Below are 12,489 nucleotides of genomic sequence, written 5' to 3' on the forward strand. Positions count from 1 at the left end.
TAACCAATTACATTAAATAAATTTGTGTAAAATGCCATTTTGCATAAGATAGAATAGACGCATTTTTTGATTTTAAAGTACTAAACCCTCCTTCAACCGCCTCGCCCTGTAATTCTTGATATGGTCAGGATTAAAAGCACTTTTAGATTTTAGAATACCGAAAATGATATGGAGTAGCTTACGCATTGCAGCACCAACGATAGCCATATTATGCTTACCCTTTTCCTTTAATCTTTGACAAAAACTCATAATGATAGGATTGTGATTCTTAGCTACTATGGCAGGAAAGAAAAGTGCCTTACGTAATATTTGTGAACCAGATTTACTTAATCTGGGTTTAGCATATACAGATGAACCAGATGTTATATTTCGTGGTATAACTCCTGCATATGCTGCCAATTGCCTGGCATTTCTAAAAGCTTCTATGTCAGGAACTTCAGCTAAAATCGCTGTTGCTGATTCTTCTCCTATACCTGAAATGGTCAAAAGCCTAGAACAGACAAAATCTGTAAAATCAAAAAGAGAAACTTCCTCTGTACTTTATGTTTTTTAGATGTAGTTATATGGAGAAGCGCTTCTGCAGTTATAACCGGCAGTTTCAATGGTGCTATAAATGCCCGCTCAATAGCATGGTTTTGGGTGGAACGGTCGAATCATTGATGGAGTCCTTTTAGACTACCTCGCTTAGGAGATTGTATTATCTAACCGTTCCAAGCTGAAGCGTTTCGCTATTACAAATTATAATAAGGGAGTTACTATGAAAAAAGCAAAAAGTAAATTAGAGATAATGAACCCTGATGCGGCAGGAATAGATATTGGTTCAGCTGTACACTATGTGTGTGTACCTGAGGGAAGAGATGAACAACGCATTCAGAAATTTTGCTGCTTTACTGCAGATCTTCATAACTTGGTACAGTGGTTAAAAAAGTGTAAAGTTACGACCGTAGCGATGGAATCAACAGTGGATTCCTTTATTTCAAATACTTGAGTCATATGGACTTGAGGTAAAGTTGGTGAATGCACGGCACGTAAAGAATGTAGCTGGTAGGAAGTCTGACGTTCAAGATTGCCAATGGCTTCAACAATTGCATAGCTACGGGTTGCTTCAAGGATCATTTAGGCCAGATAATCAGATGTGTGTATTGCGCAGTTACGTGCGTCAACGTAAAAATCTCACTGAAAGTGCATCTACACATGTTCTGCGCATGCAGAAGGCATTAATTCAAATGAATATTCAATTATACAAAGTTATTAGCAATATTACTGGAGTGACTGGTATGAAAATCATTAAGGCTATAATTGAAGGAGAAAGAGATCCTGAGAAATTGGCTGAATTCAGGGATGCACGAATAAAAAATGATCGATCTACTATTGCAAAAGCATTGACGGGTGACTATAGAGAGGAACATCTATTCGCGCTAAAGCAAGAATTTGAACTGTATAATATTTATCAAGAAAAAATAGCAGAATGTGATAGGAATATCGAAGCCTATTATAAAACTTTTGATACAAAATCTGGTGAAAGTAAGCAGCCGAGTAAGGGAAAGAATAGCAAAAACAAGATTCTTTTGTTTATGTAAATACTCATTTAACTCTGCGAAAAACTCAGTTTTTACATTGAGCCGAGAAAGCACCTCTTGTACTTCTTTAAAAAAAGGCCATTCTATTTTTACGTTGATATTTCTGGTAAATCCTTCACGTTTTTCGTAAACAGTTACTGGAAACCCAAGCTGTGCACAGAGCACTGCCATAAATGAGCCGACAGGACCAGAGCCTGCGATGATAATGTTTTTCATTTTTACCTCGTATGAATCACCCAACGCTAGACTTACCATAACATGAGATATAATGCAAACAGTTTTTTTTATTCAGAAATAGACTACTGCGGTGATTGCTGTGCTGCTACAAAACGCTCATGTTCTACTCTTGCCATTTTAGTACTGGGTTTAAATACCTCATATGTGATACGACCAGCTGCAAGTGCTGCTACTGTAACTAAAGCTGCTGCGCCTATTATACGTGGTGCATCGGGTGTAATATTACCAGTTGTAAAAAGTGTTATTGCTGCTACAGCACCTAGTAACATAGTTGAGTAACGAACAAAAAGGTCTTTGTTGTATGCTTGTTTTAACTTCATTAAGTACCCAGGAGGCTCATCGGTTCCACTTGCTCCCTCTTCCTTAGCATGCTCCAACCTATTTACGTAGCGATCTACCGGAGTTTCACCATTATCACCTCTTGCCCAAGGATCTGCACCATGTTCTACCATAATGAGTGTTGACGCCTCATCAAGCATGAATGCCATACGATGTAGAGGAGTAAACCCCTCGTCATCTTTTATATCAACCTTTGCCCCTCTTTCTATTAGAAGCTTTAGTGTATCTATACCAGATACTTTATGTAAAGGAGTACTTCCTTGTGCGTTTTGGGCATTGATATCTGCACCATTATCTATCAGAAATTCTGCTATATCCTTATTGCCTGCATTTGCAGCAGCACGTAGATGACCGTTTAAAATAATTGCTCCATTTTCTGCTAATAACTTTACTAAATTTATATTTCCACCATATCCAACTGCATAACCTAAAGGAGTAGACCCATACTCATTTATTGCATTAATATCTGCATTTTCTCTTATTAGAAGCTTTATTATTTCTACATATTTTTCTACATACTTTTTTTGATCAGCGATATTATCTTTTGGGAAAGTAGTACAAGCTTTGTTAACAGCAATGTGTAAAGGGGTTTCTCCACTCGCTTCAGTTTTTGCATTAATATTCGCTCCGTTTTCCAACAAAAATTGTACCATTTCTTGGCGTCCATCTTCAACGGCTTCATGTAAAGGATTATGTCCACGTTCGTTTTGGATGTTAATGTTTGCACCTCTGTCCTTTAGGTATTTTACTATATTAAAATATCTACACTCAGTAGTTAAATGTAGTAATATACCTGTATCAAATTGATGATCTAACGAAAATTCGCTTTCTTGCCATGATTTATATTCTTTCTCACATAGCTCATATTTGTGTTTGCAAGTATCCCGTTGTGGGTAGAGCTCATCCATTTTCCTTTCAAACTCTTGTTGTATTTTTTCAACTATATTAGTTGAGTCTAAGTTTTGATCATTACTTAACGTTTCTAATATTTCATGTAGCGGACCCATAGTATTCCCCTTAAATCTTGTGATTAAATAATATATTATCTGTAGAATAGAGTCAACTAAAAAGCATTTGAGGCAAAACTTTCTATATAAATTATGTAAAAAAATATTCTTGCATTATGCAATTGTACTGCTATAATTGAGTCTTCATAAGCTGGTGAATTGGAGTGCAAAAAAGTAAAATTAAAGTAGAAATAAAAAGATTACCACACGGAGAAGACTTGCCTCTTCCGTGTTATGCAACTATGCAGAGTGCTGGCATGGATCTTTATGCTGCATTGAATGTCTCTGCTGTTTTAAATCCACTTGAAAGATTACTTGTTCCAACTGGAATTGTGATTGCAATACCAAGCGGTTTTGAGGGGCAAATCCGCCCACGTTCTGGTCTTGCTGCAAAACATGGAATCACTGTTTTAAACTCTCCTGGCACTATAGACTCTGATTATCGAGGTGAGGTTAAAATTTGCCTAATTAATCTAAGTAATCAGCCATACGAAATAAAAAGAGGAGATAGAATCGCGCAAATCCTTATTTCTCCTGTGTCTCAGGTAATTTGGGATGACAGAGAAGAATTCGAAGAAACCGGCCGCAATGCAGGGGGCTTTGGCTCAAGTGGTAGGTAACTTACAAAAAAGCTTGACTATGACAATTTTTTTATACACAATTTAAGCATATTAATATTTTATTAAACGAGGTCATTTATGCTAACTTTTAAAAATTATCGTGGTCAGTTCCACAAAAAAAACACTGCACTTGTTGCACTTACTTCTCTGTATGTCATAGGCGCAGCAGTAGCACTTTCATCACCATATTGGGTGTCTTCAACTTGCACGCTAGCTCCACTTGCAGCTTTTGCAGCTACACCACTTGGAATCGGTGTATTAGCATTTGTTGCTGTTGCACTAACTAGTCTAGCAATATACGCTATCAGCAAAAATAACGAAATATCTGAGGTAAAATCTCCGAAGATTGCTAAGGATAAAGATGGTGACATAATATTACAAGTAACAAAAGAGGTGCATGAGGAAATAAAAAAGAATAACCAAGTTAAAGATGACACAGGTAAGGCGAAAGGTGGTAAATATTATATAGCCTTCAGCTTAGAAAACAATAACTACCGTATTATTGTTGGTGATAATCCTAAAGAAACAATAGGTAATACTTTAATCTTCAATATAGATTCACTAGAAGAGAAAAACAAAGAAGGTAAGTTCGAGAAAGTAGGTAAAGCACAGTTGAATACACCATTAGACAAAGAGGGTGCTAAAGAGGTTAACACTTATTTAGGCTCACTTATTGTTGAACAAGTTGCTTCTCAACAACAAGGAAAATAGACAGTATGGCCAAGTGAAGTAAAAGAGGCAGGCTAAGTCTGCCTCTTTATTTTTTAGTGTCAGTTACTTAAATTTATTATGGGAATTACCTTAACTTTTATATAGTTGTGAGAAGCTACTAAGAATTTTTATTTAATTTAACTGCATCTTTTGCCTTATCCAACAACCCATTAATAAAACCAATTTCGCTTGGTTTATCAAGTAAATCAGATGCAATGTTAGTATACTCATTAATGACAACTGGAACTGGTGTATCGCAATTAATCAACTCACATATTGCAACACGCAAAATAGATAAGCTTATAAGATTTAACCGTGAGAGGGACCAGCTTGGGTGTAGGTAAGACTCTATTATTTTATCATATTCTTCACTGCTTTTTATGACCTTATATAACAAGTTTTCTAAGAACTGATGGTCAAATTCTTCACATTCAAATATATCTCTCAACTTACTTATGTAGTCCTTAAGCTCACAATTTTCCAATTTAAAAGTGCTTTTGTTGTAACCTACGAAAATATTTGAATAAGCAACTTGTACAGCAAGAAATCTTGCCGTACTTCTTTTTATGCGCCACTTTTTATCTACTGGTTTTTCCTCCATTACTTTAATTTGTTGTGTAAATCTATCATATGCAAAACAGTTGAGGCTGCATGGCCACCAACGTTCTTTTTGTTTTTGTCAGCTCTAACTAATGCTTTATCTTTGCTGTCAGCGGTAATTACGCCCATACCAAGGGGTATTGCATAATGCATAACAACCTCATTTAAGCCTTCGATTACCCCTTTACAAACGTATTGATAATGATCAGTTTCACCACGAATCACGCACCCAAGAGCTAAATAACCGTCGTAATTAGCATTCTTACTTTTGACCGCAAAAAGAATTGTAGCTGGTATCTCGAATGCACCAGGAACTTCAATTATCTCATAATCAACATTATCTCCTTTGAATTTATCAATTGCACCTTCAAGCAAAAGGTTCGCTATTTCAGCATAATAAACCGAATTAACTATTAGTATTTTCGACATTTACTACCACTTTTTTCGTTAAAAACAACTTTATTAATGATTGTTGAATTAGAGTTATAATATTACTAAATATCCAATATATTACCAGGCCGGCAGGAAAAGAAGAAAAAATAAAGACAGAAATATAAGGTAAAAACTTCATAACATTTACTTGAATATCATCTTTATTGGTTTGATCTTTCTCACTTAGCTTCTGCTGAATTATCATGGTGGCACCGAAAATTATAGGTAAAATGCCTATAGAAATAGGAAAGTTATAATTAAACAACCCAAATAATGTAAAGATGTTCGTTGGGTCAGGAGCTGAAAGATCTTTAATCCATAAATAAAAAGGGGCGTGTCTCATCTCTATAGTAACAAATAATACTTTATATAGAGCAAAAAATACCGGTATTTGTATTAGCATGGGAAAAATGCTCGACATTGGGTTTACGTTGTTTCTCTTAAACAATGCAATTGTCTCTTTATGCTGCTTTAAGCTGTCATTTTTATACAACTCTTTTACACGAGTTAGCTCAGGCTGCAAGCTTTTCACCTTGAACATTGAAACATATGATCTATTAGATAAAGGAAGCATCAAAAGTTTGATTACTAAAGTGAGCAACAATATTGCTAAGCCAAAATTCTTTAAAACGGAGTTAAAATATTCAAGCAGTAAAAACACTGGTTTAGTTATAAAGTAAAGAACACCAAAATCTACAGCTTTATCAAACAAAGGTATATTGAGAGTATCCTTATAAGAATCCAGTAAATTCAACTTTTTTGCTCCGGCAAAAAAATAATTCACATTAGAAGTGCTTGCACCAGGAAGTATGCTCTTATAAGGCTTGACAAAATCTACTTGAAATTTATCAATATCATTAGCGTTAGTATGCTTAATGCTTACATTTACTTTATCAGATTTTGCAGGTATGATGGCTGTGAGCCAGTATTTATCAGCAAAACCAAACCAATTTTTTTCACTCGTGCTTGCTTTTATTAAATGTTTCTTAGAGATATCCTTATATGTCCACTCCTCCAGTTTATTATCAAATGCACCCAGTACTCCTTCATGGGATATCCAATAAGATTCGTTGATATTGTCACGTTTACGGTTAATTCTACCATAAGGAACCAAAACTACATTATCTTTTGTATTGTTTTCAATAATTTGCTCAACTTTAAACATGTAGTTATCGTCAAGGCTAATTTTCATTCTAAATAAAATGCCATTTTCATTATCCCAAAATAAATTGACCTCTTTTTGATTGAATTTATCTGCCTGCCAGACTGCCTTAGAATCTGGAACTTTAATCTTGTTATTCGGATCGAGCCACCCAAATTCTGCGAAATATACATCTTTTGATTCTGCAGGTGACAGTAACACCACCTGTGGAGAAGAAGAATTCGGTTCTAAGTGGTAATTAGTTAAAATTAAGTCATCAAACCTTGCACCTTTCAGAGAAATTGATCCTTTAATCATGTTATTGATTAAACTAACCCTCTGTTCTCGAGTAGAATTAATAATTTCAGAACGATTTTGGTGTATTATAGGAGCAAGGTCGTTAAAAGATTCGATATGTTCAATATTTTCAATCAATGGCTGGTTTTGGTTTGTACTAAAAAAATTATCATAAATAATACGCCAAGACACCATGATTAACATGGAAAGGATAGCTGCCAAAATTAAACTTTTTGCTTCTGACATGAAATTAAATCAAACATATCTTCTTAAAGTGTATATTAAATATTGTACTAAAACAATGAAATTTACTTATTTTTAATAATAACTTTTAACGCTAATCTTAAAAATTTATTGTAATGGCTTCAAATTTTAACGATAAACTGCTCTTTTTAACCCAAGTAGCTGACACTGGTTCTTTTTTTCTAGATTCCAGTGTCACGTGCACAATTGTACAAACGTTTGTTTTCGAAGACAGTGTGTTAAATGTTATAGCCGGTTTTACCTCAAGTACAAAGGTGTCATCCCAGTGCCTTGACTACTTGGATCCAGCAAAATTGATTGTGCACTATACAACATTTTCGATCAGAAAACTGGATTCCAGTGTCAAGCACTGGAATGACATCAGGAAGTGCGTTATTAACTTTTTGCTCAAATAATGATTATGCAAGAGGTCTGATATGAACGCGGTGAAAAATCTAGTTATTTGGTTACTAATAATAGCCGCCACTTCAATGCTTATTGATTCACAAAGGGACAAACTAAGCGACAGATTTCTCAGTACTTTTTTACCATATAAAGGAAGAATTCAAAATAGTGGTCAGAATAGTGGAAGTATCGAATTTACGAAGTCATATGATGGACACTTTTATATTCAGGCTCAAGTCAATGATCGCAATATAACGTTTTTGCTTGATACTGGAGCAACCGATATTGTTCTATCACAAAAAGACGCACTACATGCTGGTATTAACTTACAAAACGTTCGGGATTTTAAAATATATGAAACCGCAAAAGGTCAAATAAAAGCTGGAGTTGTTCACATCCCTCAAGTTAAAATAGGGAATTTTTTAGTTAATGATGTACAGGCGAGCGTTAACACTCATTCTATGTCTCATTCACTACTTGGAATGAGCTTTTTAAGGTATTTTCATTTCACTATAAGAGATAATAAGTTGATATTATACCGCGACTAAATACTCCTACGATCTAAAGCTCTGTAGGTCAATATAGGAGCAGAAATAAATATTGCAGAACAAGTGCCAATCAAAATACCAAAAAAAATGATCAAGCTGAAGTCTCTAACTGCATCTGTGCAGATTAATGCCAAAGGAAGAGCAGCAAGAAGGGTTGTACCAGAGGTTAATATAGTGCGAAACAATGTAGCGTTGATACTTGCATCTACTACCTCACTCATCCGCCCACTTTTACCACTCTTGCGATACTCTCGAATCCGATCGTATATAATTACTGAGTTATTGATTGAATAACCAATGACAGTAAGCAGAGCTGCAACTGATGAAATATTAAACTCAATGCCAGTTAGGCTAATAAAACCAACAGTTAAAATCACGTCATGAATCAGTGCTGTTATTCCACTGAATCCACATTGCCAATTAAATCTAAACCAAACGTAAACAAATATTCCAGCAATCGCGATCAACATGGATAACATTCCTTCAAATATTTGTGTTGAGCTTATTTGTGGGCCAACATAGTCTATTTTACGATAGCTTATTGAGCTCCCCAGCTTTTCTTCTAGTATGCTTTTTATCTTTTTGATTTTATTTTCATCTCCTTCATCTTTAAAACGCATGACTAAATTGTCACCCGCTTTTGAACTCTGCACTGTAAAACCATTTCCTTTTAATGCATCGAGAATAGAGTGATTCTCATCTGAAGATTTTATCTCTATCAAAATTCCGCCTGCAAAGTCTATGCCTAAGTTCACTCCACGCAGCACAACAATGAGCATTGAAAAGATGATAAGAATAATGCTAACGAGTGCAGTCAAATCCCTATATTTACTAAACTTGATATCGAGGTTATCTGGAATGAGTCTAAGTGTCATGTTTTTTACTTAAATTTGTATTTTATATACTTTTTAGAAAAGCGACCACCTTTTTGTCTGGCCATGTGTAATTGACGCTAACTATGGATTAGAAAAATAGTAAGAGGAGAGAAAAAGAGGGAGTATTTAATAATTACTTTTTAAGTAGTTTGTTGGTTCATCAATTTCTTTAGTCTACAATGTTGTAAGTTAAAATGTGATATAAAGGAGATAAGAGGGCGGGCTATTGGATTCCTTTCTTTGCCTTCTTCTCAATATACCTACATATCAGAATGGACAATTCATATAGAATCAGCATAGGTATTGCAAGCCCTACTTGGCTTAATACATCAGGTGGAGTTAAAATTGCAGCGATAATAAAAATTATCACTATTGCGATTCTGCGTTTATTTGACAAACTTTGTGTAGTGAGTAACCCTACTCTCACCATCAATGTGAGTATTACTGGAATTTGAAATGCAGTGCCAAATGCAAACATAAATTGGAGAACAAGGTCTAAATATTCGCTAACTGATGGCATAAACTCTATTGGTATACCGAAAGATTTCCCACTATGTTCAAAAGTGATGAAAAACTTCCAGGCTAAAGGAAATATATAGTAATAGACTACAGTAGCTCCCGTTACAAATAAAACCGGTGTTGCAATTAAGTATGGCAACAACACTGCCCTTTCACTTTTATATAACCCAGGTGCTAAGAACATATAGAATTGCCATGCAAACACAGGAAAAGAGAGCAAAAGTGCACTCATTATTGCAACTCTAAGATACACAAAAAATGCCTCTGTTAAGTCTGTGTAAATTAAAGAAAAACCTTCGCTACCTTTTGTTGCTTCTATTAAAGGTGCGAGTAAAAAACGGTATATATTTTCCTTAAAGTAATAACAAAAACCAAAAGCAACGCAAAAAAATAGAAAGCAAAAGATAACTCTTTTTCTGAGTTCCGCAAAGTGCTCATAAAATGAAGCATATTTGTTTGGGTTTCCATTCATACTTTACTATAGCTCAATAATGCTATGTCTAACATTCTCAGCGAAAAAGCCCACTCATTATCATACCACGCTGCAACCCTGCATATATCACCTGTAACATATGTACCAGTTAAATCCACAATTGCGCTATAAGGGTTATGCACAAAATCTATTGAAACTAAAGGTTCCACGCATATAGAAAGTACATTTGACATTGGAGAACCCTCTGTCATTCTAGTACCCTCTGATGTCATCCGAGTAGCTGACACTGGATTAGATTCCAGCGTCACGCGCTGGAATGACGTAGAGGAGAGAGCTGCATCCTTAAACATTTCATTTATTTCTTTAACGGTCGCTTTCTTATCAGTCGTAAATGTAAAATCAACCATAGAAACATTGCTAACTGGAACTCTGACGGCAGTGCCATCTAGCTTTCCCTTTAATTCAGGAATGACAGAACCAATTGTTTTTGCTGCCCCGGTTGTAGTTGGCACCATAGATAATCCGCAAGCCCTTGCCCTGCGCAAATCTTTATGATTACCATCAAGAATATTTTGATCATTCGTATAGGCATGTATAGTAGTCATAAAACCGCTTTTTATACCTAAATTGGAGTGTAGGACTTTCACAATCGGAGCAAGGCAATTTGTAGTGCAAGAACCTGCTGATATTACTTTATGCTCTTTTTTGAGCATATCATTATTCACACCATAAACTATAGTTACATCAGCATCTGGAACTGGAGCAGAGACAATTACTTTCTCTGCATTGTGCCTTATTGCTTCTTCACGTTTGTTGAATGCACCAGTGCACTCAAGTATTACATCAACATTCCAAGGAATATTTTCAGGGCTCCGTTCTCTATATAAAGAAAATTTTCTGCCATTTATAGATAGCCAATTTTGAGACTCATTAAAGTCAATATCACCACTGAATTTGCCATGAACAGAATCATATTTAATCAAATGTGCATGCTGCTTTGCACTGAGTGATCCATTGACAGCTACAACTTCTATTTGTTTGCTATATTCTTCTATTTCAAAAATAGCACGCAATACGCCCCTGCCTATTCTACCCAGACCATTAATTCCTACACGAATCGTCATCTCTTCATTCAAAAAATTTAATTATAGAGGATATCACTTGATATTTCATTTTATTCTTTTGCTTTTCTATCGATATGAACATTATAGCAAGGAGACAGGGCTAAAAACTTGCTTGACAAACTCCGCCAGCCCCCTTATCATAAAATTGAAGCTATTTATTTATCTTCGCAATCTGCAGATTAAAACGACAAAGGGAACTTTGTATTTGGCGTAAATCATGCTTAATTTTTTGCACTATGTGCACCTCATGTCTTTATAAAACTTCTGGGTTTCTACCTATACAAGCCGAAACGCGCTTATAAAGCGTTTAAGACATCAAAAGACGTCAAATAGAACAAGGGAGAATTTGAATACTAGCTACCCTAGGTTTTCTTTGCCTTTTTTTCTGCTTAGTAAATTTCTTAATGTTTATAATTTAGGTTAGTCGCATTTAAAAGCTGCTGAATCGCGGTTATTAAGCGTTTAGAATAAAAAAACGCCAATATTTTGAAGTACATATAAATAACTAGTTAACCATGGGGCTTCTTTTGCCTTTTTTTTCGTTTGGTAAATTTCTTAATATTTATGGCTAAACGACAATCGTCATTCCGCTACTTGTTAGCGCCGCGGTGGTATGACGTAGAATTTTATAACCCAGCTGGATTCTAGTTAGCGTTTTTAGTAACTAAGAAAAGTGCTTCCCCCTTTTAGAGCACTGCATATAATAGAATTATATCGCAGTGCATTGCGAAATAAAATTCCCAATACTACAGGAGGCTTTATGAATAAGAAATTTCTCTATTCACCATTGTCAATAAAAAGCATAGGAGAAAACGGTGTATTTTCTGGTTATGCGAGCGTTTTTAACATAGTTGATAAACAAAATGACCTGATCTTACCCGGAGCATTTAAGGAAAATTTAAACAGAAATAAAATAAAACTCCTTTGGCAGCACAATCCAGGTGAGCCTATAGGTAATATTATAGATATTTGCGAAAATGATGTTGGCCTGTATATAACCGCACACTTACTTTTGGGCATCCAAAAAGCAGAGGAAGCGTACTTAATGCTCAAAACTGGAGTAATCAATGGACTTTCCATCGGCTATATACCTATAGAGTATGATGTTGATCATAAAAGCGGAGCTCGGGTATTAAAACAAGTGGAATTATGGGAAGTCAGTTTAGTCACTTTTCCTGCAAACTTGGCTGCTCAGGTAATCAATGTGAAAAATCAGAACAATGAACAGGAAATGTTAGTAAGAGCGATAGGAAAAGCAAATGCTGTACTTACAGACATGTGTATTTCTGCTTAAAGTGTAAAGACTTTACCATAATTTGACACCTGCGTTAATATTTATTTAACATTTATACTAATATATATAACTTTATTACTGTTA

Annotated in this window: 11 protein-coding genes and 2 pseudogenes; 5 read left to right on the forward strand and 8 right to left on the reverse strand. The window is 35.2% G+C overall.

Translation table 11 applies throughout. The features are described from left to right. Positions 1-72 precede the first annotated feature (72 nt). Positions 73-489, reverse strand: a pseudogene (locus NBW39_RS05305) (transposase); the annotation flags it as partial. Between the two features lie 268 nt (positions 490-757). Here NBW39_RS05305 and NBW39_RS05310 point away from each other — a divergent pair. Next, positions 758-1,562, forward strand: a pseudogene (locus tag NBW39_RS05310) (IS110 family RNA-guided transposase); the annotation flags it as partial. A 317-nt stretch (positions 1,563-1,879) separates the two neighbouring features. On the opposite strand, the gene NBW39_RS05315 reads toward NBW39_RS05310, so the two are convergent. Further along, positions 1,880-3,163, reverse strand: coding sequence for an ankyrin repeat domain-containing protein (locus NBW39_RS05315; protein WP_250294756.1), 1,284 nt, complete (start codon positions 3,161-3,163; stop codon positions 1,880-1,882). Positions 3,164-3,327: 164 nt separating this feature from the next. On the opposite strand from NBW39_RS05315, the gene dut reads away from it, so the two are divergent. Beyond that, positions 3,328-3,783, forward strand: coding sequence for a dUTP diphosphatase (dut, locus tag NBW39_RS05320; RefSeq protein ID WP_250294757.1), 456 nt, complete (start codon positions 3,328-3,330; stop codon positions 3,781-3,783). A 78-nt stretch (positions 3,784-3,861) separates the two neighbouring features. Next, on the forward strand, positions 3,862-4,494 hold the full coding sequence (locus NBW39_RS05325) for a hypothetical protein (protein ID WP_250294758.1): 633 nt from the start codon (positions 3,862-3,864) through the stop codon (positions 4,492-4,494). Between the two features lie 118 nt (positions 4,495-4,612). On the opposite strand, the gene nusB is transcribed toward NBW39_RS05325, so the two are convergent. The 3 genes from nusB to yidC are packed head-to-tail and all read right to left on the reverse strand — an operon-like array spanning position 4,613 to position 7,210. Beyond that, a complete protein-coding gene (gene nusB / locus NBW39_RS05330; RefSeq protein WP_250294759.1) occupies positions 4,613-5,095 on the reverse strand; it encodes a transcription antitermination factor NusB in 483 nt (160 codons plus the stop codon). Then, positions 5,095-5,523, reverse strand: coding sequence for a 6,7-dimethyl-8-ribityllumazine synthase (locus NBW39_RS05335; RefSeq protein ID WP_250294760.1), 429 nt, complete (start codon positions 5,521-5,523; stop codon positions 5,095-5,097). The genes nusB and NBW39_RS05335 overlap by 1 nt, the downstream gene beginning before the upstream one ends. Continuing rightward, positions 5,501-7,210, reverse strand: coding sequence for a membrane protein insertase YidC (gene yidC / locus NBW39_RS05340; RefSeq protein WP_250294761.1), 1,710 nt, complete (start codon positions 7,208-7,210; stop codon positions 5,501-5,503). The genes NBW39_RS05335 and yidC overlap by 23 nt, the downstream gene beginning before the upstream one ends. A 434-nt stretch (positions 7,211-7,644) precedes the next feature. On the opposite strand from yidC, the gene NBW39_RS05345 reads away from it, so the two are divergent. Beyond that, positions 7,645-8,160: a TIGR02281 family clan AA aspartic protease gene (locus NBW39_RS05345; protein WP_250294762.1), complete on the forward strand. Its 516-nt coding sequence runs from the start codon at positions 7,645-7,647 to the stop codon at positions 8,158-8,160. Here NBW39_RS05345 and secF read toward each other — a convergent pair. The 3 genes from secF to NBW39_RS05360 all read right to left on the reverse strand — a co-directional run bounded on the left by secF (position 8,157) and on the right by NBW39_RS05360 (position 11,111). Further along, a complete protein-coding gene (secF, locus tag NBW39_RS05350) occupies positions 8,157-9,035 on the reverse strand; it encodes a protein translocase subunit SecF (RefSeq protein ID WP_250294763.1) in 879 nt (292 codons plus the stop codon). The two genes, NBW39_RS05345 and secF, sit on opposite strands and share 4 nt — an antisense overlap. A 223-nt stretch (positions 9,036-9,258) precedes the next feature. Continuing rightward, entirely contained in the window at positions 9,259-10,026 is a 768-nt protein-coding gene (gene tatC / locus NBW39_RS05355) for a twin-arginine translocase subunit TatC (protein WP_250294764.1), read from the reverse strand. Continuing rightward, a complete protein-coding gene (locus tag NBW39_RS05360) occupies positions 10,023-11,111 on the reverse strand; it encodes a type I glyceraldehyde-3-phosphate dehydrogenase (RefSeq protein ID WP_250295767.1) in 1,089 nt (362 codons plus the stop codon). Before NBW39_RS05360 ends, tatC begins: the two co-directional genes overlap by 4 nt. A gap of 760 nt (positions 11,112-11,871) precedes the next feature. Between NBW39_RS05360 and NBW39_RS05365 the strand changes: the two genes are divergently transcribed. Continuing rightward, positions 11,872-12,405 carry an HK97 family phage prohead protease gene (locus tag NBW39_RS05365; protein ID WP_250294765.1) on the forward strand — a complete coding sequence of 178 codons (534 nt, stop codon included), beginning with the start codon at positions 11,872-11,874 and terminating at the stop codon, positions 12,403-12,405. Positions 12,406-12,489: the final 84 nt, after the last annotated feature.

Source organism: Wolbachia endosymbiont of Oedothorax gibbosus, from assembly GCF_936270435.1.
In the GTDB taxonomy this organism is placed as follows: Bacteria; Pseudomonadota; Alphaproteobacteria; order Rickettsiales; family Anaplasmataceae; genus Wolbachia.

Excerpts from the sequence above, each read along its gene's own strand:
- NBW39_RS05315 (WP_250294756.1), bottom strand. The coding sequence starts at position 3,163 with ATGGGTCCGCTACATGAAATATTAGAAACGTTAAGTAATGATCAAAAC.
- NBW39_RS05325 (WP_250294758.1), top strand. The coding sequence starts at position 3,862 with ATGCTAACTTTTAAAAATTATCGTGGTCAGTTCCACAAAAAAAACACT.
- nusB (WP_250294759.1), bottom strand. The coding sequence starts at position 5,095 with ATGGAGGAAAAACCAGTAGATAAAAAGTGGCGCATAAAAAGAAGTACG.
- NBW39_RS05335 (WP_250294760.1), bottom strand. The coding sequence starts at position 5,523 with ATGTCGAAAATACTAATAGTTAATTCGGTTTATTATGCTGAAATAGCG.
- yidC (WP_250294761.1), bottom strand. The coding sequence starts at position 7,210 with ATGTCAGAAGCAAAAAGTTTAATTTTGGCAGCTATCCTTTCCATGTTA.
- NBW39_RS05345 (WP_250294762.1), top strand. The coding sequence starts at position 7,645 with ATGAACGCGGTGAAAAATCTAGTTATTTGGTTACTAATAATAGCCGCC.
- secF (WP_250294763.1), bottom strand. The coding sequence starts at position 9,035 with ATGACACTTAGACTCATTCCAGATAACCTCGATATCAAGTTTAGTAAA.
- tatC (WP_250294764.1), bottom strand. The coding sequence starts at position 10,026 with ATGAATGGAAACCCAAACAAATATGCTTCATTTTATGAGCACTTTGCG.
- NBW39_RS05360 (WP_250295767.1), bottom strand. The coding sequence starts at position 11,111 with ATGACGATTCGTGTAGGAATTAATGGTCTGGGTAGAATAGGCAGGGGC.
- NBW39_RS05365 (WP_250294765.1), top strand. The coding sequence starts at position 11,872 with ATGAATAAGAAATTTCTCTATTCACCATTGTCAATAAAAAGCATAGGA.